This is a genomic window from Tolypothrix bouteillei VB521301, from assembly GCF_000760695.4.
Classification (GTDB): Bacteria; Cyanobacteriota; Cyanobacteriia; order Cyanobacteriales; family Nostocaceae; genus Scytonema; species Scytonema bouteillei_A.
Map to the genome: position 1 here is coordinate 6,806,591 of NZ_JHEG04000001.1, position 21,920 is coordinate 6,828,510.

The window sequence follows — 21,920 nt, forward strand, 5'->3', positions numbered from 1 at the left end:
AATACTTTCCCTAATTTACTTTCGGGCGACGGAACTGAGACGGTGACTTAAAGTTCTCAACAGGTACGCCTTTAAGGGCTTTTGTCATAAAATCACGCCAGATGGGAGCAACCATAACGCCACCCGTAGCGCCATGAGCTAGGGTTCTGTTGTCGTCTCTACCTACCCAAACGGCAGTTGTTAACTGAGGTACAGTACCGACAAACCAAATATCTTTTTCAGAGGATGTTGTTCCTGTCTTTCCTGCAGCAGGACGATCTATTGCAGCGTTTTTACCAGTACCGTTAGTGATTACTCCTCGCATCACATCAACGATGGCTGCAGATGCCCAAGGGTCTAAAACAAGCTGTGGTTTGGGTGTGTTATCTAGTATTACATTGCCACTACTATCTGTAACACGGGCAATAACTGTTGTGGGAGATTGCCAGCCGTAATTAGCAAAAGTCGCATAGGCGCTTGCCATTTCCAATGGTGTTACCCCAATGGCACCCAAAGGTAAAGAAGTCACGGGTTCCATCGGACTCATAATGCCCAAGGTGCGGCAAGTTTCAACAACTCTATTCATCCCTATTGATTTACCAACCTTAATAACAGGAATGTTGCGAGACATAGCGAGGGCGGTACGGATTGACATTGCCCCAGCATAGCCACCATCGTAGTTCCGTGGATGATACCAACCGCTACCATCTCGATAACTGACTGGAGAATCGACGACTGTTGAGTCTGGACCGTACCTACCAGTTGCAAAAGCGGTATAGTAAACAAACGGCTTAAAAGAGGAGCCTGGTTGCCTCAGTGCTTGAGTTGCTCGGTTGAATTCGCTTGTTTTTGAATCGACACCACCTACGAGAGCTTTCACAAAATGAGTCCGGGGGTCAACTGCAGCGAGAGCAATTTGGTTTCTGTATAACCCTTGCCCCGATAACCTTTCATGCCAGCGTCTTACGGTTGCTTCTGCCATGCGTTGAAAATCGGCATCAATGGTGGTTTGAATCCGCATACCGCCTTTGAGAAGCGCTTCACGACCAAATTTCTTCGCTATTTCCTGTGCCACAGCGTTGGTGACGTATGGCAAAGCACTACCCTGGAACGATCTGATTTTGCCCAGTTTTATTGGTTGTTTTAGGGCATCGTCGTACTCTTTCTGCGTAATCCAGCCCAAAGTAAGCATCCGCCCCAGAACTTCCTTCTGCTGGTATTTAGCTTTGTTCATGCTTACAAAGGGGCTGTACTCTTCTGGGGCTTGAATCAACCCCGCGATCATGGCTGACTCAGCCAAGTTTAAACTTTCGGCTGACTTGTTAAAATAACTGCGGGCTGCTGTTTGTATCCCATAGTTGTTGTGTCCCCAGTAGACTTGATTGAGGTACATCTCCAAAATTTGGTCTTTGGGAAGAATTTGTTCCAAGCGAATTGCCAGAACTCCTTCTGCTATTTTTCGGGTAAAGGCTCGCTTGCGGGACAAAAACAGATTTTTGACCAATTGCATGGTAATGGTCGAACCACCTTCACGTACCCCACCTGCACTCCAGTTGGTTACTACAGCACGCCCAACGCCTTTAGGATTGATACCGTGGTGATAGTAGAAGTCGCTATCTTCACTCGCTAAAACGGCTCTCTTGAGTTCTGGAGAAATTCTATCTAAAGGCACAACTTCGCGGTTGGCTTCCCCGTGGATGCTGGCCAAAAGTTTGCCTTTAATATCATAAATGTAAGTAGTCTCCGAGGGGAAAAAGTTACGTAACTGTCTGACATCAGGCAAATTACGGAAACTAACGGCTAAACCAACCAGTCCTCCAGCCACAATAGAACTGGTCAGCATAGTGATGGATAGTAGAGTACCGCCAGCTACCTGACCGACTCCTTTAAGAAACTCAAAGCCTGAAGAACCTTGTTGTTGAGCGCGTTTATTATCAAAAGTTCTGGACGACACGGCGATTTCACTTCCTCACTTTATATATAAGTGTAATTTCTTTGATTAAGCAAAGCAGTTAATTTTTTGCAATTATATTAGTTTGTTAGTTTGGCACAAGAAAATAAGATAGATATAAATTGCTAGTGACCACAACCAACCTTACTTTGATAGTGCAAAGCGTAGTTAACAGTCAATCCCCCAGTATGATGCAAGATTTCTCTTGGCTACATCGTGGTGTTGCGGAAATTTTTCCTCAACCTACTGATTCTGCCACTGAAATCGAAAGTTTAGAAAAACGATTGGCAACAACCGAGCGACCTTTAAGGGTCAAATACGGAATCGATCCTACCGGTGCTGAGATTCATCTCGGTCATAGCATACCAATGCGAAAACTGCGAGCGTTTCAAGATGCGGGTCATACTGCTGTCCTTCTTATAGGCGATTTTACAGCTCGCATTGGCGATCCTACGGGGAAATCTGAAATGCGCCGCCAGCTTACAGAAGAAGATGTGAAGAACAATGCCCAGACTTACCTGGATCAAGTACGACCCATTTTAGATTTTGATACTCCAGGCAGACTGGAAATACGTTACAACTCGGAATGGCTCTCAAAGCTGGATTTAGGTAAGATTCTAGAGTTACTCTCTACTATGACCGTGGGGCAGATGCTGGCAAAAGAAGGATTTGCCGAACGTTATAAAAAAGAGAATCCAATTTTTCTTCATGAGTTCCTCTACCCGCTAATGCAGGGCTATGATTCTGTTGCTCTTGAGGCAGATGTAGAATTGGGAGGGACAGATCAAAAGTTTAATATTGCTGTAGGACGAGATTTACAACGCCATTTTGGTCAAAAACCTCAATATGGGGTACTATTACCTATTTTAATTGGTACAGATGGCGTACAGAAAATGTCTAAGTCTTTGGGGAATTATGTGGGTTTGTTAGAACACCCAACTCAAAAGTATCAAAAACTACAACAAGTTCCCGACCATCTACTAGAAGAATATTTTACACTGCTGACTAGTTTACCAGTAGACAAGCTGCCAGAAAGTCCGCGCGATCGCCAAAAGTTATTGGCACGAGAAGTTGTAAAACAATATCACGGCGAGCAAGCCCTCAAGGATATTGAAGCTGGAGATATGCCAGAATTTTCCCTGGCACAAGTTCAGTTTCCTGCAAAACTGGCTTTTATCTTGAATGCTAGTGGCTTGTGCAAAAGTACTGGAGAAGGTAAGCGGAAAATTTTGGAAGGCGGAGTGCGGTTGGATGGCGATCGCATAACCGATGGCGATGCTACTATCGCCAACCAAAGTGAATTACAGGGTCGTGTTTTACAACTTGGAAAAAATAAGTTTGTTCGATTGATACCTTAATTGTTAGTGGTTAGTTGTTAGTTGTTTTTCTACTAACCGCTAACCACCGCCCACCAACCACTACCCGTGAAACATGAATGCCGAAGATCGAGTCATTGTGGCTTTAGATGTACCAGATGAACGCTCAGCAATAGAGCTTGTTGAAAGACTTGAGCAAGTCAGTTTTTGGAAAGTCGGTCTTGAGTTGTTTACGAGCACCGGACCAAAAATTCTGGAACTACTCAAATCTCGGCAAAAGCGTATTTTCTTAGATTTAAAATTTCATGACATTCCGAACACTGTTGCAGGTGCATGCCGTGCAGCTTCTCGTTATGGGGTGGATTTACTGACAATTCATGCAACATCTGGTAAGGAAGCTCTGAAAGCTGCAACTGAAGCAGTACAGGTGGGAGCATCGTCAGCAGGTGTAAAACCACCGAAGTTAATTGCCATTACACTACTAACAAGTATTTCTTCCAGACAGTTAGCATTTGATTTAAAAATTCCCTTAGAATTACCAGAGTATGTTCTTGAGATGTTGCTGATGGCTCAAGAGACAGGCTTAGATGGAGTTGTCTGTTCGCCTCAAGAAGTTGCACAGCTGCGACAAACTTGTGAAAAAGATTTTTTGCTCGTTTGTCCGGGAGTCCGTCCAACTTGGGCAGCTGCAAAAGATCAAGCGCGATCGCTGACTCCAGCACAAGCGATCGCAGCAGGAGCCGATTATCTCGTGATTGGGCGTCCCATTACTGAATCTGACAATCCGGAATTGGCTTGGAAAAAAATTTGTGAGGAGTTGGCAGCAATCTCATGAAGTTAGAAGTCAAATTGAAAAATTATGGCTTTTGGCTTCTTTGCTGTAGCTTCTGGCTGGTATCGCTCTCGTTTCCATGCTCAGCTTCGGAACGCATTCCCAGAGGTCAAGCCCCTAGCGATCGCGTGAAACATAAAGAAATAATATTGGGGAATATGAGGCAGAGCCCAACCACAGGCATTCCCATGCAGAGCCTGGGAACGAGGGCGAAACAGATGACTCAGAGCGAGATCGGAACGAGGAAAAGAGTTGTAGAAGCAAAAAAGGACTTTTGCTCAAATCAAAATTTGGAAATATTAACTACAGAAATGTTGCGCGATTTACCTAGTTATGCCAATCGCGTTTCTCAACGTTCGCGCCGTCTTAGTAGGAAAAATGAGGTTTTCAGTTATATCGTTCTTGCAGGAAGACCTGAGTTTGAACCGCTACCTCTTAACCCCAATGAATATACGAGAGATTCACTGAAAACTAAGTCAGAGGGAGTAGAGCAAGTTTTTTTTACAACTTTAGAGCGACAGTACGTAAATGGAAAAGAAATTCAATTGCAGGAATTCCACTGGCTGTTTTTAACAAAAGCAGAAAACAGCTGGCTGTTTGTGATGATGTTTTCTCAAATTGGTTCTTATCCAAAAAATCAGCCACCCACACCACCAAGGGATAGCAGTAACGGTGTTATTGCTCAAGGGATTAGCAATTGGTTGCGCGATTGTACAGCAGGTAGCGTGCGCGGGCGTCCTAGAAATTTAGAAACTAAACCTCAGCTACAAACTCCACCTAAACCCTAAAAGCTCTCTCTATCCTCCTTTCTCACTTTCATGTTGTGCAGGCAGTGCTATGCGCCCATGAAAGTCGTGGTAACGATGGGAGAAGTGTTCTAAATAAGGGCTTTCAAGTACTGTACGCCGTTTAGCTATCTTATTATTTATCTGGTAATATAAAAATTCAGCGTCTATAGCAAAAACTTTTTTGAAATCAACTGTTAATTCTGGCAAACCTTCTTGAATATACTCAAATTCTGAAGGCACTTTTTCAAAAAAATGATACTGTTGATTCCGATTAGATTTAACAAAATTCCATTCAGATGAATTTATTTGAAGAGTTTTGTTAAAGCGAATTTCTTGAGCAGTGTATACTTCACAAAAAAGTATAGAATTTAGTAACTTGTAAGTTTTATCCTGATTTTGCCTAGCAGTGTAATCCCAATCTAAGTCACAATCTTGAGTAACAATAATCCCGTAAGGATGAACTATAGGTTTAAACTTAGTGTTTTCAAGGGTTGGGGACAATTCATTTGGAACTGGTTTAAATTGTATAACTCCAGTCAAAATCTCCCCTTGCCTAAAAGCCTCTTTTTCATTAGAGGCTCTGTAAATCATACTTTTAGGCATGGTAAGAATTATTCAAAATCTATTACTAAAGGCGGTCTAAGAACACTTGGCAGTACACTACCCGTCACTACTCCTAATTCTTTAGGCAAAGTGGTTTGTTGTAAATAAGCCTGGTTTTGCTGATAGTATTCCAACATAGTTTCAAGTGCTTCGGATGCTTCTTGTAATCCTTCGGGACAAGTCGCAAAAAGGGTTTGAAGTATTGTTAAACACTTAATTAGAAGAATAGAGTTCTGATTTAATTGACTATACCAATCCTCACTAAAAGAGGATTCAATGGAAATTTGAATTTTCAGGGTAGGGGTATCAAGTACTAAATTTGACTTTGGAGAAGTTTGAGTAGGAGTTGATATAACTTCGTACCTTTGCCCAATAATATTCTTGCTCTTAGTGCCACTATTGAAGGTTTTCATGGTAGGTTTATATTGATTGAGGTCGCATTGCTCTATACAAATCATCAGTAATACTCCAGCGAAAGAGATTCCTAGCTGTGCGATTAGATTGATTGAGTATGTTCCAAAGATACTCACCTCTCTCTATCTTACCTTCTGTAAAAAAGTCTGCATCTAGTAAATAAGCTGTTTCATCTACTGCCTTCTCCGTATCTCTAACCATAACAAGCCCGTGATTAAAATTGACCTGACCAAATTCAGTTTTGATCTGTAAATTTTTGATGAAATTTTGAAGAGAGTCAGCTATTTCTGGAGTGTATAGCTCCGAAGCGATATGTTTGGGTATTAATTCAGCCCATTCTTTTTGAATATTTAGTTTTGAGCGAATGATTAAATCACGATATCTCAATCCTACTCTTGAATAAAATGATGGATTATATATTTTTTCAAAAATTTCTACAGCTATTTTGAATTTTTTAATAAAATTTTCATATCTTTCATATTTTGTAGTAACAAGAGTTATAGAATCTTTATCTATAGATAATTGCCAGCTTAGATCTTCTGATTTGAAATGATACGTCAAGTCATTGGTAATGTTTGAACTAAACTGAGTAAGAAGATTAGAAAGTTCATTTGGTATTGGTAAGTTTCTAGAGGCTTCAAAGATGGGATAATCAAACCTAACACTATCTTGAAAATCTACAGGTTGTTGACTTGTAATTCTTAAAATAGTCGGAAATCTAAGTTGAGCAATAACCTCAATAAGAGGGTTGTACTCGTAAATTACTCTTTCATAGTTTGGGAGCTTCATGTTTTAAAATTATCGATAACCAATTAGAACAATCTCTCTACTCTAGATTAGCCGACTTCTAACCGATTAGTCAGTGATATGTACCACATTTCAAGTTCTCTGAGGCAGAGAGCATTCCGGAACCCTGCCCCTGAAAGGTAAAATGTCGGAGATTTTTCGTTAGCTGTTATTCTGAATTTCATCAAACTTGGCGCGGACTGCTTGTATATCTTGCCACATTAACCACTTGGGGCTACCGACTTCACGACTTTGGTTACGCAACAAGTAGGAGGGGTGAAAAATTGGCATACACAAACGCCCATCCCATTCCATCCATTTGCCACGAAGTTGAGTAATACCCCGCTTGTCACCAATGACTCCTTTGACAGCAGTTGCACCTGTCAAAAGAATGATTTTTGGATCGACTAGGCGAATTTGCTCCATGAGATAGGGTTTACAAGCTTCCATCTCTTCTGTTGTTGGAACGCGATTACCTGGCGGTCGGCATTTATTAACATTACAAATGTATACATCTTTTTCAGAATCTAGCTTGACTGAGGCAAGAATTTTCTCTAGTAATTGTCCTGCCTTACCAACAAATGGCAATCCTGTTTCGTCTTCGTTTTGACCTGGTGCTTCTCCCACAATCATAATTGGTGCTTTCAAATTGCCTCGTCCCACAACGGCGTGGGTACGCGTGTCACCTAAATCACAACGATGGCACTGGTTGCAATGTTGTGCTATTTCAGTTACATTGGCGTAGATTCCACGCGGAATTGGAATCTTAACACTCGTGGGAATTAACTCTTTTTGGTCAAACTGAGACTGCTCAAAGTCTGATTCGCCAAAGAGGCTAAGTTGTTGTTCGCTACTCATGAAAATAGAAATATCTGATTTGTTCGGATGCAAGCTGCTGTAAACAAACAAACTTTGCTTTTCAATATCCGAATTTTGTTACTTACTAACATCCTATCGCATCCATACACTTGAGCAAAAATCAGTCATCATAAAAGCAATTGGCGTTTTCATCTGCTGGCAAGAATCATGCCACAAAAAAATTTACTTTTTGCCGATCGCACTCAAGCTGGTGAAAAACTAGCGCGGGAAATTCACAACATTGTGACCCAGCAAACTATTGACTCTGGGGTGAAGCAAAGAACAATAGTTTATGCTTTACCAAGAGGAGGAATACCAGTTGCATCTCCGATCGCAAGTCTATTGGGTTGTCCGCTAACGGTAGAAGTGGCAAAAAAAATTAGCCATCCAGAAAATCCTGAGTTAGCAATTGGTGCGGTGACCGCTTCAGGCAATGTTCTTTGGCAAGAGCAAGGGATCTTTCGTAAAATACCATCTCCGCAGTTGAAAGAAGCTGCGTTAAATTCTGCCATAGAACAAGCGCACTTTCTTCAAGTGCGATTAGAATCCGCTTGTCCCCAAGTCGATCCTAAGGGTGCTAGGCTCATTTTGGTTGATGATGGTATTGCTACGGGTATGACAATAGCGGTAGCCGCAAAGTCTTTAAGAGCACTCAATCCTGCAGAGATTTGGTTTTGTTCCCCAGTAGCACCCCTAAAATTGCTACCTTGGCTGCGTCTGTGGGGCGATCGCTTAATTGTCTTAGCAACACCAAAAAATTTCTTGAGCGTCAGCCATTTTTACTCAAAATTTCCGCAAGTAGAAACACAAGAAGCCCTAGAATTATTAAAAATTATCAATAATAAAACTTTATAAGTTATCATTCATAGTTATTTTGATATTTCATTGCCTTAGCATAGTCACCCAAAGCATAACAAGCCGTCTTTAGACTGTTAAGGGTTTGTTCTTCGCTACGGCGATCGCCAAGAATTCTTGCTATCTCCAAACGTTGTTCGTAGTATGTAATGGCTTTAGCATAATCACCCAAAGCTTCACAAGCGACTCCCAAACTACCCAGAGACTGTTCTTCACTGCGTTTGTCTTTGATGTCTCTTGCAAGTTGCAAACGTTCTTCATAATAAACAATAGCTCTGGCATAGTCCCCTATTGCATAACAAGCATTACCCAAATTTTTTAACACTTGCGCTGCACTGCGGCGGTTATTGAGAGAATAGGCGATTCTGACACACTGTTCGTAGTAAGCGATCGCTTTGCCATAATCCCCCAACGCATACCAAGCATTGCCAAGATTTTTCAAGACTTGCTCTTCTCCCCAGTGATCCTGGAGTTCCCGTACAATTTCCAGACTTTGCTGCTTGAGTTCGATTGCTTGTGAAAGGTTACCCAATGCTTTATGAACCAATCCCAAATTATTCAGCCCTGCAACCTCACTGCGCTTGTCTTGTAGTTGTTGGGCTATTTTCAAACACTCTTGGAGACTCTCCATTGCTTTATAATTGTCCCCCAAATGCCGATAAGCATTGCCCAAATGGGAGTACGCCTGCATGTGAATCCGCAAATCCGTGACATCTTTTGCCACACCCAAACACTGTTGGGAGTAGGAAATCGCACTTTTGTAGTCTCCCAAGGTATAAGCTATCAATCCCAAACAAGAAAGTACCTGTGCTTGTCTTTCACAATCTCCAACTGCTTGAAAAAGTGCTAAAGATTCTTGTAAGGATTTCATAGCTACAGGCAAATCACCACTTTGTTGCTGTTGAATTCCTTGACGCAAAAGTCTGTAGGCTTCCAAAGAGTGGTCGTCTTGCGCCTGTGGAACCAGTACTTCCTCTTGTAAATTTTGGCTAACATCCTGAGTCATTGCCTCAGGTTTCCTTGCTTTTAGGTACGCCGCAGGTGGTTGCAAGGGAACCGTGTTTTTTGAGCTAAGATTCCATCCGCCTTTCCACATCGACCGCTCTCTGTTAATAGTGGTAATGTATTTAGTCTTCCCAAAATTAAGTTGCATCTTTCATCAAGAGAAGGTAAAAATCACCCGTTCGCCACCACCAACCACCAAACCAATGACTATCAATAGAGTACTAGAACCGGAAGTGATGGACGATCTCGAAGAATCCATGGAGTATGATGCCATGAATTTCTTGGAGGTCAACACTGCGTTTGCTCGAGAGGCGATCGCTCTTGGACCCTCAGAACAAGCTGTAGTACTAGATGCTGGTACCGGTCCGGGTCGAATTCCCGTCCTCATGTGTCAAATTCGTCCGCAATGGAGAATTATCGCTGTCGATCTGGCACAAACTATGTTACAAATTGCTTCACAACACGTTCAGCAGGCACTTTTGCAACAGCAAATTTCTTTGGAATTGGTGGACGTGAAAAACTTACCTTACGCTGAAGGGCAGTTTGATATGGTTATATCAAATAGTCTCGTTCATCATTTAAGCGACCCGTTACCTTTCTTCAAAGAACTTCAACGTGTTCTAAAACCTAACGGTGGTATCTTTATTCGCGACTTAGTTCGACCTGATGATGAGATAACAATAAACACTTTGGTTGAGACTGTTGGTCCAGAATACGATATACACCAGAAAAAACTATTCCGCGATTCTCTCTATGCAGCACTAACTGTAGAAGAGGTGAATCAGCTCGTTCTACAAGCAGGTTTAGAAGGAGTTAAGGTTTATCAGTCCAGTGACTGTCATTGGACTATAGAACGACAGTACAGAAATTAACCAACAGCCCATTAGCGATCGCTATGACGCAATATTTCTCGAACTTCCATTAAGATTTTTCCTAACATATTTTTACCGCTACCATCAGCACCGCAACCCCAGTAGTAATCGATAGGTGAGTTCTCAACAAGTTCTGCTTCCCCCGTAGAAAGCAAAATTTCTCTGATATCAGTATGTGTTTGAAACTTACACAGCACAGCCTTCTTCATGATGCCATCTTTCACTGTTTCCCAATCCGAACGCAAAGGGCGCTTCCGCTCTCGTCCCATTCTAGCAGCCTCTTTAGGTGTTTTTACTAGGCGGATCTGTTCCACATGAGGCGTACCTACAAACTTTTGTGCTTGAAAATAATGTTCGCTCGTATACCAGTAGAGACCATCTAATTCAAAACCATGAGGTGAAAAATTAGAAAAACAGCCATATTCTTCACGAGTGCTGTAAAAATAAACAGTCATAAGTAATTTAGATTTTTTATGTATTATAAATTACTTTAAAAAAGGTTGCCAAGCCCGACAGCAACTCGCAAAATAAATTAGCATCGCAAATGCGATAACGATGAACGGAAGAACATAATATTAAAGAACAATGGCTCTTTAATACCCGATGGCGATCTACTGCTTTAATCTCTGTTGTGAAAAGCCTTTGAATCCAGATAGTGCGGAATTTTGCCAAAATTGTGGGACAAAACTGATCTCGCTGCTGCGAAACCGTTATCACGTTATTCAGCCGTTGGGGGGTGGAGGATTTGGCAGAACTTTTCTGGCTGAAGATGAAGATAAACTCAAAGAGCACTGTGTTGTCAAACAACTAGCACCCCAAGTTCAAGGAACCAGTGCTTTACAAAAAGCCACCGAACTGTTTCAAGAAGAAGCGCGACGCTTGCAACAGTTAGGAGAACATCCACAAATTCCAACTTTGTATGCTTACTTCAGACAGGAAAACTATCTATACCTGGTACAGCAGTTTATTGAAGGGCAAACTTTACGGCAAGAATTGAATCAGCACGGGCTTTTCTGTGAAGAGAAGATTTGGGAAGTCTTGGGTGAATTACTACCCATTCTCAAATTCATTCACGAACATCAAGTCATTCACCGAGATATTAAACCAGAAAATATTATCCGCCGTCTCTCTCCTAAAAGAAAAGGGAATTTAGTACTGATTGATTTTGGTGTTGCCAAACAGTTAACAGAAAATTCTTTAGAAAAAACAGGAACAACTATTGGTTCCTATGGTTATGCACCAATGGAACAAATGAAATATGGCTCTGCACATCCTGCTAGCGATCTGTTTAGTTTGGGTGTCACGTGCTTTTATTTACTCACTGGAGTTCACCCATCACAATTGTATATAGAAGATGGATATAGTTGGGTAGCTCAGTGGCAACAACACCTCAGATTTTCTATATCCACGCAATTGGAGCGCGTGCTAGATAAACTGTTACAAAAAAATCTAGAAAACCGCTATCAATCGGCAGATGAAGTCTTACAAGATTGCTGCGGTAAACCAAAATTAGAAACGATTCCACAAGAGATTGCAGACACTTTAATATCAACAAATCCTAAAAATTTATCTATCTATCCCAGTACAGTTATTCAACCCAAAATACAGATTAAAAAACATACTTTACTGGGAAGTTTTGCCGTATTTATAATGGGCTTGGGAGGATTTTTATATTGGCAAAATCAGAGAAATACACCAACTTTAATTGGTCATTTAGGTGACATTAATTCTCTGGCTGTTAAAATAAATATTGCCCCGTTTGACAAACAAAATTCGACAGAATTATTAGCAAGTGGTAGTGATGACAAGACTATAAAGATTTGGGATTTAAACAAGATAAAAGAAATTCGTACTTTAAAAGGGCATAAAGAATTTGTTTATTCTGTTGCTTTGAGTGCTGACGGTCAAACTCTTGCAAGTGGAAGCAAAGACAATACAATCAAAATCTGGAATGTAAATAAGGGGGAAGAAATTCGCACACTTATAGGACATTCTAGTTATGTTAATTCTGTCGCTATGAGTGCAGACAGCCAAACTCTTATCAGTGGTAGCTATGACAAAACAATTAAAGTTTGGAATTTAAAGACAGGTCAAGAAATTCACACTCTAAAAGGACATGAAGGAGAAGTTTTGTCTGTTGCTATTAGCCCAGATGGTCAAACTATTGCTAGTGGTAGTACAGATAGAACAGTCAAAATTTGGAATGTCAAGACCGGGCAATTATTACGAACTTTAAACGGACATTTAGGGGATGTAAATGCCGTTGCTATTAGTCCGGAGCGGAGGATTGTAGCAAGTGTTAGCGATGACAGAACCATTAGAGTCTGGAATTTGAATACAGGAAGAGAATTACGTCCTCCTCTCACAGGTCATTCGGCTGATGTGAATGCTGTTGCGTTTAGTCCTGATAGCGAAAAAATTGCAACGGGAAGTGATGACACAACTGTCAAACTCTGGAACTTGAGCACGGGACAAGAAATAAAAACTTTTAAAGGTCATTCGCAAGAAGTTTTTGCTGTGGTTTTTAGTCAAGATGGTAAAAAGATAGTGAGTGGTAGCAAAGATAAGACCATTAAGATTTGGCAAGTTCCTTAAACTGGGTGCGATCGCTATCATGGAAAAATCGGGTTTGTATAACATCTTTAGTTAAAAAATATTGATTTCCAAAGCTTTCATTCAAGAACAAGGTAACGGACGACTCCGACACGAAGAGCAACTTGTCACTGAGGAACTGAGGGAAAGAGGTATCCCAATTACGTTTTATACTGAAAAGCGTATCCGTAGGAGACAACTTCCGCTCGATCGCGAATCTTTAGTTGTTGGCGATATACCGTGTGTTTTGGGAGCGTTAAAACAGGTTGGTATCCCAGAACCACAACCCAACGATTATCCAACCTCGCTTATCAACTTCATGCACCGTCGTACATGGATCTCTACTCTCGAACAGTTAGAAGTGGGATTTCGCAACGGTGTGTATCCTCCGACATTTGTTAAACCTGCTACACGTCGCAAACGTTTTACAGGTTTTATCTTGGAATCGGAATACGATTTTTGGCAAGTTTATGGAGTGTCGCGTCAAGAAAAGTTACTGTGCTCGGAAGTTGTGTCTTGGGTGAGCGAGTATCGAGTGTACGTTGTGCGATCGCAAATTAGAAGTTGCGATTGTTACCGTGGTAATGCGGATGTTCCATTAGATACAGAAAAAGTGCTCTGCGCGATCCAAGCGCTTGACAGTGCGGGAGAATCCCATGCAGGGTACGCAATTGATTTTGGAGTTTTAGCTTCCGGAAAAACTGCTTTGGTGGAAATGAATGATGGTTTTGCGCTCGGAGCATACACAATCGATCGGCAAAACTACACCGACATGATTTTAGCAAGATGGGAGGAACTTATAAAATAAAGATCGGGCTTTGAGGGATTTTATGTCAAGCCATTAGATAGCTCTAAAACGAAGTAAATCCTGGTCAATCGTAGCAAAACTGTATTCATAGCCATCGGAGCGATGAATAAGTTTAGCGTATTGTTGGTCAATTGCAATTCGATGACCGCTAATTAGTACCTCTACTCCTTTAGGAGTTGGAGTTTTAACTCTGGCACGATAAATTCCTGCTTTAATATGTTTGCGCTCTTTTAGCAGATTGCAAATCACATAATCACTAGCTGTCGCATGAGTATATTTCTGATTTGTGCTAACTAACTTAACTTCTTTTTTGCCAGTAATGGGATTCTTTTTAATGCTGGCTATAGCAGGAAAGCCTTTAGCATTCATTCTTTGTACTTGTTTAGTGCCGTGACCTTTACAGGTAACCCGCAATGGTTGACATATTCGCAATTTAACTATTTCTGATGTTCCCACACAAGCACTATCGATCCAATGAAGTTTGGGTAATCCACTTTGAATACGAATCATTTTAGTAGATGCACCGTCTCCACTAATTACTCTTAATCCGAATTTATGTGCCATCTCAAATATAGCTTTTCGAGTAGAGTTGACAGCAGCAGCATCTGATAGTGATTTTTTCTGATGTGATTTAATTTTTTTAAGGATTTCTGGTTGATCCTTGAGAAATTGCTCCACAGGCTTATTCCCCTTTTTCTGATTGCATTTTTCACATGATAATGTCAGGTTTGAGAAGCGTTCGCTACCTCCCTTACTTCGTGCGTTGATATGTTCTATTTGTAAGGGGACATCTGTCTTGCCACAATAAACGCATTCTCTATCCCAATGCTCAAGCAATGCTTCACGTAAGGTGTAGCCCCATAATGTCCCCTGCTGATATTCGAGCCCTTCGATATCAGGCGTTTCCAATTTTTGCAGATCGAATTTAACCGATTCAATTGCTATTGATTTAATTGGTGCTATTTTCAGCAACCGTTTAATCCATGTCTGAGTGCTTAACAACCGATGGCGTAAACTAGGTGCTAGCCATCCATCTGGCTTTTTGCGATCAAATCTCTTTTGACGATAGCGAAGTCTTCTGGTTCTTCTAGAACGTCGAACACCAGCACGTTTAATTAATTCCATTTTAATGGCTAATCCGCGATGTTCTAGTTCCATTGCCCAGATGACTTCATTCTTATTTAAATCTACTAGAGAAATGCCAGTAAATTTACTACCTGGGTCACAGCGAAGTTCTAAATAGGGTTCTACATTTTCATTCACCTCTTTTTCTAAAATTAGAGTAAATGGAAATAATTTCATCTTTTTAGTTTTACCCTGTGCTTGAAGAATTCTCGCTCTTGCTGGTGTTGTTGGTTTTAGTATTAAGCCATTTTTACTCAGAACGAATACAGAATTGGTAATCATCGTTTGATGAATCTCCCTCTTGGGGTGTAGTTTGCCTCGACACTGCTTTTAAACTTCTTAAAAAGGTTCGGTGTTGCGCTATAACAAAGTAGCCATGTTCCTCCCCCGACGCTTGGGACTGGCAAATCCCATTAAGTCATCATTTAAAAGCGGACTTAAACCTTTGCAGGTAACATAGAATCAACAGTTCTATGCTGAGTCTGGTGAAGTCAGTTAACCGAATTACTCAGTTTCACTACGAATTCCTTCGTTTTGCCTACTTCTCTCTAACAGTTGAAGACTTGGAAAAAATGCAGCAACAACATCCTGACTATCGCATGGAATTAGTCAAGGGAAATATCATCATTATGGGTCCATCAGGATATCAACGTACTATATGCGTTGACGGTACGTTGATTTGTGGTTTTAGACTTCGTGAGTGTACTGCACTCAGCCGATAACCGCTATAATAGTATTTTTTTATACAAAATTTTAAATACCCCTATCATCAAGGCTTATCGCTAACAAGAATGAGCCTTGATGATAGGGGTATTGCACCTTGCCCGTTTGTCTCAAACAATGTTCCCACCCTGCAAAGATTTTGCAACAACTACGGATGAGTAGTTGAAAATTAATACCGAAAAATTCATTAGTATATATTCGCATTAAGAAGTAGGTAGACAACCATCAGCATCCGCTAACTTAGCGACAGGCAAAATAACTTCGTTGTCGCTGTCTGCATTTTGAGGAGAAAAATGCTTATCCATAAGCGCGGGGACTTGTGCAGCTTGAATCCGACTGTAGCGGGTTTTGTCTGGCATCACTAAGTTTGGTCCTGCTTTGCAATTTTTCATGCAACCCGTGCCTCTAATTGTCACTTCTGATTCCAAACCACGCGCACTTACAGAGGCTTCTAGTGCTTGGCAAAGCTGCTTACCACCACGTTTCATGCAGTCTGATTTTTGGCACACCAGTATAGTGGCTTTTTTTGTTTTAACTTCATGAGACGGGGAAGCAGGGATATCAGCACGTGGAGACTTAGAAAAAGAAGAAGACAAGGAAATAGATTCTTCCCTTGTCCCCTGGTTTCCTTGTTCCCTTGTCTCAACGTGGGCTGCCATCACTTGGTAAGCTTTGAGCTTGACTTCACCCGTTTTTAAATCGTGCTTTTTCTCACCCACAATTTGCAGCCAAGTCCCCTTTTGTAAGCGCAAGTCAAAAGCAATGCGTAGGTGTTTGGCTAGTTTAACGTAGCATTCACCTTCAGAAGTGTCTAACAGCAAGCCTTTTAGCTTATAGCCATCTTTGATAACAAAATCTAGAAACCGCCCCTCCAGACGGAATTCTGAAACTTCTGTCATGTGACTTTTCCCCATCTTTTTACCTCTGTTCAACAAAGACTTTAATTTCAGCATGGTACTTATTAGCAGTAGTTTCCGCGCCTATGACTGCCGATAGCGAATTTGCCAGCACTTTTTTAGAGTTGATACTAACTCTCGACGTGAGGCTGTAGATTGCCGCACAACACTCCAAATTTGAATGGCAGCCGTGACATTGTTAATGTCAACTGTTAACGGCTGATTCGTCTCACACCAACAGGGAATGTCTAACTCCCGCAAACGATGATATATCTGCCATCGGTCTGCTCTATTGACCTCTATATTGTACTTTTCCTCATGTGGTTGCGAAGTTAACGGTTTCAAGACAATCCCCCTAAATGTGCAATAGTTTTGCAGTAACTACTACGCTTTTGCTTCCATTATTTTCTGATTGTGGAAGCTAAGCTTTATTCATTAGGATAACCTAAGTGCAAACTTTTCTCAGTAATTTTTGAAAAAAAATGAGATAAGTCTTGGAAATTGGGGATTGAGGTAGAGTTATTCTTCCTTATCTTTCGTGTGTCCCTTATCCCCTTGTCTCCTCGGTCGGTGTTTCCATAACATTTTTTCTTGATAGTGTCAGTGCTTTATATTACATTTTTCTACTAAAATAAAAATATATAAGATACATCTGGGATTCTTTAAATAAAAAGGTCAAAATTCTTTGATGTTGATAGGGCTTGCTATTATTTTTAAAATGTTAATATGTAAAGACCAAAGCAGTTAAAAACTGCGACTGCCATAAAGCGAGGAAAACCATGTCTGAAACGCAAACTGTGTTACGTAATTTTGGTCATGTTTATGACAATCCTGTCCTCCTGGACAAAAGTGTAACTGAGCCAGTTTGTGAAGGGTTTAATGTCCTGTTAGCCAGTTTCCAAGCACTGTACTTGCAGTACCAAAAGCATCATTTCGTAGTTGAAGGCGCAGAATTTTACTCGCTGCATGAGTTCTTCAACGAAAGCTACGGTCAAGCGCAAGAACACGTCCATGATATTGGAGAACGTTTGGATGGACTGGGTGGAGTGCCAGTTGCAACCTTTAGCAAATTAGCGGAATTGTGCTGCTTTGAGCCTGAAGCTGATGGCGTCTTCTCTAGCCGTCAAATGGTAGAAAATGACCTGAAGGCAGAGCAAGCAATTATCGGTGTTCTTCGCCGTCAAGCAGCACAGGCTGAGAGTTTGGGCGATCGTGCTACACGGTATTTGTACGAAAAAATCTTGTTAAAAACTGAAGAAAGAGCTTACCACCTAGCTCACTTCCTGGCTAAGGATAGCTTAACCTTAGGTTTTGTTCAACCCGCTCAAAACTAAAGCACTCATAATATAGAGCTATCTAACACAAGACTTAAAAAAGCTACGAATACTCGTTCTTAAACAAGTATAAGAAATGGCAGAGAGGATGAAAATTTACCTCTCTGCCATTTTTCATGAAAATCTACAAAAAAACATAATATTTAATCTCAAAAAAGATTCATTAAGCTAGTTAGCAATTATTCTTATTTAGATTTTTTCCCAATGTTAAGAAAAGTCTAAATTCTGGTTGAAGATACTCTTTAAAAAAAAACACTCTTTTTTTGAGAAAAATCTTCAGTGTAAATGCAAAATAATTGCAAAAAGTTTGGGATTGGAAATTGGAAATTGCCCTCTAGTCGCTCTAAAATTACCGCTTCTTGTGGGTAAGGTGGCACACATTTAATGTAAATGGGCATCGTCCACCCTAAGCCCTCATCCCCAGAGGGGACGCCCATCTTCCCCAATGTCCCATGCCCATTACCCACCATCTGTCATAAAACCTACAAAAAGCGGCAAAATAAAAATCTGTAAGACCCTTACAATAATCAAGTCTTATATTCTCTGTACTTGAAGGCAACAACTATGCCCCGCCGTGACGACATCAGGAAGATTCTGCTGCTAGGGTCCGGTCCCATCGTAATTGGACAAGCTAGCGAGTTTGACTACTCTGGTACCCAAGCCTGTAAAGCATTACGCGATGAAGGTTATGAAGTGGTGTTGGTCAATTCCAATCCTGCCACGATTATGACCGATCCAGAAACAGCCGATCGCACATACATCGAACCGCTAACACCAGAGTTGGTGGAAAAAGTCATCATCCAAGAACGTCCCGATGCCCTTCTCCCAACAATGGGAGGACAAACTGCCCTCAATATTGCTGTAACTTTGGCAAAAAATGGCGTGTTGGAACGATACGGTGTTGAGTTAATTGGTGCCAAACTACCAGCTATTGAGAAAGCTGAAGACAGAAAACTGTTCAACGAAGCAATGTTCAAGATAGGGGTAAACGTATGCCCTAGCGGTACAGCTTCATCTTTAGAAGAAGCCAAAACGGTTGCCAAAAAAATTGGTACGTATCCCTTGATTATTCGTCCTGCTTTTACTTTAGGTGGTACGGGGGGTGGTATTGCTTACAATGAGGAAGAATTTGCAGAAATGGCACAAGCCGGTATTGATGCCAGCCCAGTTTCACAAATTCTGATCGACCAGTCCCTACTCGGCTGGAAAGAATATGAATTGGAAGTCATGCGCGACTTGGCAGATAACGTTGTGATTATCTGTTCCATTGAAAACCTCGATCCAATGGGTATCCATACAGGCGATTCCATCACCGTTGCTCCAGCCCAAACCCTCACTGATAAGGAATACCAGCGCCTGCGGGATATGGCAATTAAAATCATCCGCGAAATTGGAGTCGAAACGGGTGGTTCCAACATTCAATTTGCCATCAATCCCATCAATGGGGATGTCGTTATTATTGAGATGAATCCCCGTGTTTCCCGAAGTTCGGCGCTGGCTTCTAAAGCAACTGGTTTCCCCATCGCTAAAATGGCAGCAAAATTGGCTGTCGGTTACACCTTAGATGAAATCAACAACGATATCACTAAGAAAACCCCAGCTTCTTTTGAACCAACGATTGATTATGTAGTCACGAAAATTCCGCGTTTCGCCTTTGAAAAGTTTCCCGGTTCTGAAGCAGTACTGACAACACAAATGAAGTCAGTAGGGGAAGCAATGGCAATTGGGCGAACTTTCAATGAATCATTTCAAAAAGCGTTGCGTTCCCTAGAAACCGGACGTGGGGGATGGGGTTGTGACATGAAAGAAAAATTGCCCAGTGGCGAACAAATTCGCGCCCATCTGCGAACACCAAACCCCGAACGCATTTTTGCCGTCCGTCATGCCATGCTGTTGGGTATGGCTCTTGAGGAAATCTACGAGTTAACGGGAATTGACCCCTGGTTCCTCGATAAAATGCAGGAATTGCTAGAGGTGGAAAAATTCCTCAAACGGACTCCTTTACAGCAATTGACAAAAGAGCAGATGTTTGAGGTGAAACGCCAGGGTTTTAGCGATCGCCAAATTGCCTACGCGACTAAAACAACAGAAGATGAAGTGCGTACATACCGCAAACAGCTAGGAGTTATTCCAGTTTACAAAACAGTAGACACTTGTGCGGCTGAATTTGAAGCGTTTACTCCATACCACTACTCTACCTACGAAGAAGAAACCGAAGTTGAAGCAACCACCAAACCCAAAGTGATGATTTTGGGAGGAGGTCCCAACCGCATCGGACAGGGTATTGAGTTTGACTACTGTTGCTGTCACGCAGCCTTTGCCTTAAAAGATGCGGGTTACGAAACAATCATGGTCAACTCCAATCCAGAAACCGTTTCTACTGATTACGATACAAGCGATCGCCTGTACTTTGAGCCACTTACAAGAGAAGATGTGCTTAATATTATTGAGGCAGAAAACCCCGTTGGGGTGATCGTACAGTTTGGCGGTCAGACACCGTTAAAGTTATCAGTACCCTTGCAAAAATATCTACAGGGACTGGGGACTGGAGACAAAGGAGAATCTTCTTCCTTATCTACCCCCTCTTCCTTATCTACCCCCTCTCCCTTGTCCCCAATCACAAAAATCTGGGGAACTTCACCTGATTCTATTGATATGGCTGAAGACCGGGAGAAGTTTGAAAAGATTCTCAAAGACTTGGATATTGCCCAACCTCCAAATGGAACTGCTCGGAGCTATGAAGATGCGCTGATTGTCGCCAAACGCATTGGTTACCCAGTTGTTGTGCGTCCTAGCTACGTGTTGGGTGGACGGGCAATGGAAATTGTCTATTCCGATACTGAGTTAGAACGTTACATGACCTTTGCCGTACAAGTAGAGCCAGAACATCCAATTCTTATTGATAAGTTTCTGGAAAATGCCATTGAAGTCGATGTAGACGCGATCGCCGACCATACGGGGCAAGTCGTCATAGGCGGTGTAATGGAACACATTGAACAAGCGGGCATTCACTCTGGAGATTCTGCTTGTACCTTACCTTCCATTTCGTTACCACCATTAGTTTTAGAAAAAATTCGTGCTTGGACAACGCAATTAGCACAGGCGCTAAATGTTGTGGGATTAATGAATATCCAGTTTGCCATTGTTGGTTCTCAAACATATTCGCCTCAGGTTTATATCCTTGAAGCCAATCCCCGCGCATCCCGTACTGTTCCATTCGTTTCCAAAGCAACAGGTGTCCCGTTGGCAAAGCTAGCATCTTTAATTATGTCCGGTAAAACTTTGAAGGAGCTAGGTTTTACTAAAGAAGTCATTCCAGATCATATAGCAGTTAAAGAAGCTGTTTTGCCATTTAATAAATTCCCCGGTACTGATGTCATCTTAGGCCCCGAAATGCGTTCTACAGGTGAGGTCATGGGTATCGATAAGGATTTTGGACGTGCGTTTGCCAAAGCAGAACTGGGTGCTGGAGAACGTTTACCCTTAAGTGGAACAGTGTTTGTCTCGATGAACGATCGCGATAAAGCAGCTGCAGTTGCTGTTGTCCAAGAGTTTATTAATTTAGGTTTTTCTGTTATGGCGACCCAAGGAACTCGCAGCTACTTGGAGGAAAATGGTTTAGACGTTGAGTTAGTGCTAAAACTACACGAAGGACGCCCTCATGTTTTAGACGCAATCAAAAACCACAGAATTCAACTCATTATTAACACGCCATCTGGAGAAGATGCTTACAGTGATGCTAAACTCATTCGCCGAACAGCGTTAGCTTATAAAATCCCCATCGTGACTACGATTGCTGGGGCAAAAGCGACTGTCGCTGCAATCCGTTCGCTTCAAAGTACAACTTTGGACGTGAAAGTTATTCAAGATTACAATATCGCAGCTGGGAACTAGACGCGGGAGAATAAGAGAGATTAGGGGACAAGGGGGACAAGGGAGAACGCCTACCCAATCCACTCATCCCCAACCCCCAACCCCTAATCCGCATTAACCGCGATCTTAAGTAAAAATTAAATAAAGTTAATAGAGAAATACTTATAGTTAATATTGAATTTTTTTTAAAAATCTTAGAAATTTTTCTTTTTCAAGATACATTTATTAAATAAGGCTATAAATCCTGTGAAGGAGGATATTTGGCTTAAATGACCTGTAGGTAAAAGAAATTTAAACTTACAGCTAGCCA

Annotated in this window: 20 protein-coding genes; 10 read left to right on the plus strand and 10 right to left on the minus strand. The window is 41.5% G+C overall.

The features are described from left to right. Nucleotides 1-10: 10 nt before the first annotated feature. A complete protein-coding gene (locus HC643_RS27645) occupies nt 11-1,933 on the minus strand; it encodes a transglycosylase domain-containing protein (RefSeq protein WP_038082992.1) in 1,923 nt (640 codons plus the stop codon). 185 nt (nt 1,934-2,118) lie between these two features. On the opposite strand from HC643_RS27645, the gene tyrS reads away from it, so the two are divergent. From tyrS to HC643_RS27660, 3 genes are all read left to right on the plus strand, one after another. Next, nucleotides 2,119-3,288, plus strand: a complete 1,170-nt coding sequence (tyrS, locus tag HC643_RS27650; protein ID WP_038082993.1) for a tyrosine--tRNA ligase — start codon at nt 2,119-2,121, stop codon at nt 3,286-3,288. A gap of 73 nt (nt 3,289-3,361) precedes the next feature. Continuing rightward, a complete protein-coding gene (gene pyrF, locus HC643_RS27655; protein WP_038082994.1) occupies nt 3,362-4,081 on the plus strand; it encodes an orotidine-5'-phosphate decarboxylase in 720 nt (239 codons plus the stop codon). A gap of 215 nt (nt 4,082-4,296) precedes the next feature. After that, nucleotides 4,297-4,866: a hypothetical protein gene (locus tag HC643_RS27660; RefSeq protein ID WP_050046914.1), complete on the plus strand. Its 570-nt coding sequence runs from the start codon at nt 4,297-4,299 to the stop codon at nt 4,864-4,866. Between the two features lie 9 nt (nt 4,867-4,875). On the opposite strand, the gene HC643_RS27665 is transcribed toward HC643_RS27660, so the two are convergent. The 4 genes from HC643_RS27665 to HC643_RS27680 form a co-directional block, all read right to left on the minus strand. Continuing rightward, entirely contained in the window at nt 4,876-5,469 is a 594-nt protein-coding gene (locus HC643_RS27665) for a hypothetical protein (RefSeq protein WP_038082995.1), read from the minus strand. Between the two features lie 8 nt (nt 5,470-5,477). Further along, on the minus strand, nt 5,478-5,882 hold the full coding sequence (locus HC643_RS27670) for a hypothetical protein (protein ID WP_237265954.1): 405 nt from the start codon (nt 5,880-5,882) through the stop codon (nt 5,478-5,480). Between the two features lie 7 nt (nt 5,883-5,889). Then, a complete protein-coding gene (locus tag HC643_RS27675) occupies nt 5,890-6,672 on the minus strand; it encodes a TIGR04255 family protein (protein ID WP_038082997.1) in 783 nt (260 codons plus the stop codon). 159 nt (nt 6,673-6,831) lie between these two features. After that, nucleotides 6,832-7,527 carry a uracil-DNA glycosylase gene (locus HC643_RS27680; RefSeq protein ID WP_038082998.1) on the minus strand — a complete coding sequence of 232 codons (696 nt, stop codon included), beginning with the start codon at nt 7,525-7,527 and terminating at the stop codon, nt 6,832-6,834. A gap of 168 nt (nt 7,528-7,695) precedes the next feature. Here HC643_RS27680 and HC643_RS27685 point away from each other — a divergent pair, with 168 nt between their 5' ends. Further along, on the plus strand, nt 7,696-8,382 hold the full coding sequence (locus tag HC643_RS27685; protein WP_050046797.1) for a phosphoribosyltransferase: 687 nt from the start codon (nt 7,696-7,698) through the stop codon (nt 8,380-8,382). Between the two features lie 4 nt (nt 8,383-8,386). Here the strand turns inward: HC643_RS27685 and HC643_RS27690 are convergent, their stop codons facing one another. Next, complete coding sequence (locus HC643_RS27690; RefSeq protein WP_038083000.1) at nt 8,387-9,478, minus strand: tetratricopeptide repeat protein; 1,092 nt, start codon at nt 9,476-9,478, stop codon at nt 8,387-8,389. 118 nt (nt 9,479-9,596) lie between these two features. Here HC643_RS27690 and HC643_RS27695 point away from each other — a divergent pair, with 118 nt between their 5' ends. Continuing rightward, on the plus strand, nt 9,597-10,259 hold the full coding sequence (locus HC643_RS27695) for a class I SAM-dependent methyltransferase (protein ID WP_038083009.1): 663 nt from the start codon (nt 9,597-9,599) through the stop codon (nt 10,257-10,259). An 11-nt stretch (nt 10,260-10,270) separates the two neighbouring features. Here the strand turns inward: HC643_RS27695 and HC643_RS27700 are convergent, their stop codons facing one another. After that, nucleotides 10,271-10,714, minus strand: coding sequence for an NADAR family protein (locus HC643_RS27700; protein WP_038083001.1), 444 nt, complete (start codon nt 10,712-10,714; stop codon nt 10,271-10,273). A gap of 148 nt (nt 10,715-10,862) precedes the next feature. Between HC643_RS27700 and HC643_RS27705 the strand changes: the two genes are divergently transcribed. Together HC643_RS27705 and HC643_RS27710 are read left to right on the plus strand one after the other, a co-directional pair. Then, nucleotides 10,863-12,854 (plus strand): serine/threonine-protein kinase, encoded by a 1,992-nt coding sequence (locus HC643_RS27705; protein ID WP_038083002.1) that lies wholly within the window; start codon nt 10,863-10,865, stop codon nt 12,852-12,854. 61 nt (nt 12,855-12,915) lie between these two features. Beyond that, nucleotides 12,916-13,659: an ATP-grasp domain-containing protein gene (locus HC643_RS27710; RefSeq protein ID WP_038083003.1), complete on the plus strand. Its 744-nt coding sequence runs from the start codon at nt 12,916-12,918 to the stop codon at nt 13,657-13,659. Between the two features lie 33 nt (nt 13,660-13,692). On the opposite strand, the gene iscB is transcribed toward HC643_RS27710, so the two are convergent. After that, nucleotides 13,693-15,066, minus strand: coding sequence for an RNA-guided endonuclease IscB (gene iscB, locus HC643_RS27715; protein ID WP_050046796.1), 1,374 nt, complete (start codon nt 15,064-15,066; stop codon nt 13,693-13,695). 191 nt (nt 15,067-15,257) lie between these two features. On the opposite strand from iscB, the gene HC643_RS42665 reads away from it, so the two are divergent. Then, nucleotides 15,258-15,506, plus strand: coding sequence for a hypothetical protein (locus tag HC643_RS42665; protein WP_050046795.1), 249 nt, complete (start codon nt 15,258-15,260; stop codon nt 15,504-15,506). A gap of 204 nt (nt 15,507-15,710) precedes the next feature. Here HC643_RS42665 and HC643_RS27725 read toward each other — a convergent pair whose 3' ends face one another. Continuing rightward, entirely contained in the window at nt 15,711-16,421 is a 711-nt protein-coding gene (locus HC643_RS27725) for a (2Fe-2S) ferredoxin domain-containing protein (RefSeq protein WP_038077695.1), read from the minus strand. Nucleotides 16,422-16,487: 66 nt separating this feature from the next. Next, a complete protein-coding gene (locus HC643_RS27730; RefSeq protein WP_072040833.1) occupies nt 16,488-16,748 on the minus strand; it encodes an Asr1405/Asl0597 family protein in 261 nt (86 codons plus the stop codon). 434 nt (nt 16,749-17,182) lie between these two features. On the opposite strand from HC643_RS27730, the gene dpsA reads away from it, so the two are divergent. Together dpsA and carB are read left to right on the plus strand one after the other, a co-directional pair. Further along, nucleotides 17,183-17,737 carry a DNA starvation/stress protection protein DpsA gene (gene dpsA, locus HC643_RS27735; protein ID WP_038077686.1) on the plus strand — a complete coding sequence of 185 codons (555 nt, stop codon included), beginning with the start codon at nt 17,183-17,185 and terminating at the stop codon, nt 17,735-17,737. Nucleotides 17,738-18,301: 564 nt separating this feature from the next. Beyond that, nucleotides 18,302-21,631, plus strand: a complete 3,330-nt coding sequence (gene carB / locus HC643_RS27740; RefSeq protein WP_038077690.1) for a carbamoyl-phosphate synthase large subunit — start codon at nt 18,302-18,304, stop codon at nt 21,629-21,631. The last annotated feature ends 289 nt before the right edge of the window (nt 21,632-21,920 follow it).

What these genes read in the sequence shown, in the direction of transcription:
- HC643_RS27700 (WP_038083001.1), bottom strand. Translation starts at nt 10,714, where the DNA reads ATGACTGTTTATTTTTACAGCACTCGTGAAGAATATGGCTGTTTTTCT.
- pyrF (WP_038082994.1), top strand. Translation starts at nt 3,362, where the DNA reads ATGAATGCCGAAGATCGAGTCATTGTGGCTTTAGATGTACCAGATGAA.
- tyrS (WP_038082993.1), top strand. Translation starts at nt 2,119, where the DNA reads ATGATGCAAGATTTCTCTTGGCTACATCGTGGTGTTGCGGAAATTTTT.
- HC643_RS27725 (WP_038077695.1), bottom strand. Translation starts at nt 16,421, where the DNA reads ATGGGGAAAAGTCACATGACAGAAGTTTCAGAATTCCGTCTGGAGGGG.
- HC643_RS27690 (WP_038083000.1), bottom strand. Translation starts at nt 9,478, where the DNA reads ATGTGGAAAGGCGGATGGAATCTTAGCTCAAAAAACACGGTTCCCTTG.
- HC643_RS27675 (WP_038082997.1), bottom strand. Translation starts at nt 6,672, where the DNA reads ATGAAGCTCCCAAACTATGAAAGAGTAATTTACGAGTACAACCCTCTT.
- dpsA (WP_038077686.1), top strand. Translation starts at nt 17,183, where the DNA reads ATGTCTGAAACGCAAACTGTGTTACGTAATTTTGGTCATGTTTATGAC.
- HC643_RS27685 (WP_050046797.1), top strand. Translation starts at nt 7,696, where the DNA reads ATGCCACAAAAAAATTTACTTTTTGCCGATCGCACTCAAGCTGGTGAA.
- HC643_RS27665 (WP_038082995.1), bottom strand. Translation starts at nt 5,469, where the DNA reads ATGCCTAAAAGTATGATTTACAGAGCCTCTAATGAAAAAGAGGCTTTT.
- carB (WP_038077690.1), top strand. Translation starts at nt 18,302, where the DNA reads ATGCCCCGCCGTGACGACATCAGGAAGATTCTGCTGCTAGGGTCCGGT.
- HC643_RS42665 (WP_050046795.1), top strand. Translation starts at nt 15,258, where the DNA reads ATGCTGAGTCTGGTGAAGTCAGTTAACCGAATTACTCAGTTTCACTAC.
- HC643_RS27660 (WP_050046914.1), top strand. Translation starts at nt 4,297, where the DNA reads ATGACTCAGAGCGAGATCGGAACGAGGAAAAGAGTTGTAGAAGCAAAA.
- iscB (WP_050046796.1), bottom strand. Translation starts at nt 15,066, where the DNA reads ATGATTACCAATTCTGTATTCGTTCTGAGTAAAAATGGCTTAATACTA.
- HC643_RS27705 (WP_038083002.1), top strand. Translation starts at nt 10,863, where the DNA reads ATGGCGATCTACTGCTTTAATCTCTGTTGTGAAAAGCCTTTGAATCCA.
- HC643_RS27680 (WP_038082998.1), bottom strand. Translation starts at nt 7,527, where the DNA reads ATGAGTAGCGAACAACAACTTAGCCTCTTTGGCGAATCAGACTTTGAG.
- HC643_RS27670 (WP_237265954.1), bottom strand. Translation starts at nt 5,882, where the DNA reads ATGAAAACCTTCAATAGTGGCACTAAGAGCAAGAATATTATTGGGCAA.